The organism is Rhizobium sp. UBA1881, from assembly GCF_002338015.1.
Lineage (GTDB): Bacteria > Pseudomonadota > Alphaproteobacteria > Rhizobiales > Rhizobiaceae > Rhizobium.
This window is the reverse complement of record NZ_DDHH01000146.1, coordinates 4,424-5,212: the sequence shown is the minus strand read 5'-3', so window position 1 is coordinate 5,212 and position 789 is coordinate 4,424. Positions and strand designations below refer to the sequence as shown.

General features: G+C 64.5%; 1 protein-coding gene. It reads right to left on the bottom strand.

Annotated elements, in window-relative coordinates; all coding sequences use genetic code 11:
* On the bottom strand, positions 1-789 hold a 789-nt coding region (locus B3605_RS17630), incomplete at both ends, for a gamma-glutamyltransferase family protein (protein WP_296435323.1).

Here is a 789-nt window from a genome sequence, read left to right as displayed (position 1 = left end):
GGGCGGCGTTGCGGTCGACATAGGCGTAGCGCATGGCCTCGGTCATGAGGTGCACGGTCTCGGCCGAGCCATAGCCGAGGAAGGAGAGCGGATAGCCTTCCAGGATGTTCAGGATCTCGCAGATGATGACGCCGCCGGAGGAGGGCGGAGGCGAGGAGATGATGTCATAGCCACGATAGCTGCATTCCACCGGCTTCAGCTCGCGCACCTGATATTGCTCGAAATCCTCCTTGGCGAGAATGCCGCCCTTGGCCTGGCTGGCCTTCACGATCGCATCCGCCGGCATGCCCTTGTAGAAGGCGTCGGTGCCCTTGTCGGAGATGCTCGACAGCACGGAGGCCAGTTCCGGCTGCACCAGCTTTTCACCTGACGTGAAGAGCTTGCCGTCGGGCTTGAGGAAGATTTTTGCGGCGGCCTCGTCCTTGGCCAACCGCTTGGCGCTGTTCTCGATCGAGGCGACGTCGCCCTGCTCGAGCGTGAAGCCGTCCCTGGCGTAGCGGATGGCGGGAGCGATGAGGTCCTGGCGCGACTTGGTGCCGTATTTCTCGCGCGCGGTCTCGAAGCCCATGACGGAGCCCGGTACGCCGATGGCCAGATAGCCGTCGAGGCTAGCGCGGGGCACGATATCGCCCTTGGCGTCGAGATACATGGTCTTGGTGGCGGCGAGCGGCGCGCGCTCGCGGAAGTCGAGGAAGCTGGTCTTGCCGTCCTTCATGCGGATCGTCATGAAGCCGCCGCCGCCGATATTGCCGGCGGTCGGATAGACCACGGCCAGCGCATAGCCGACGG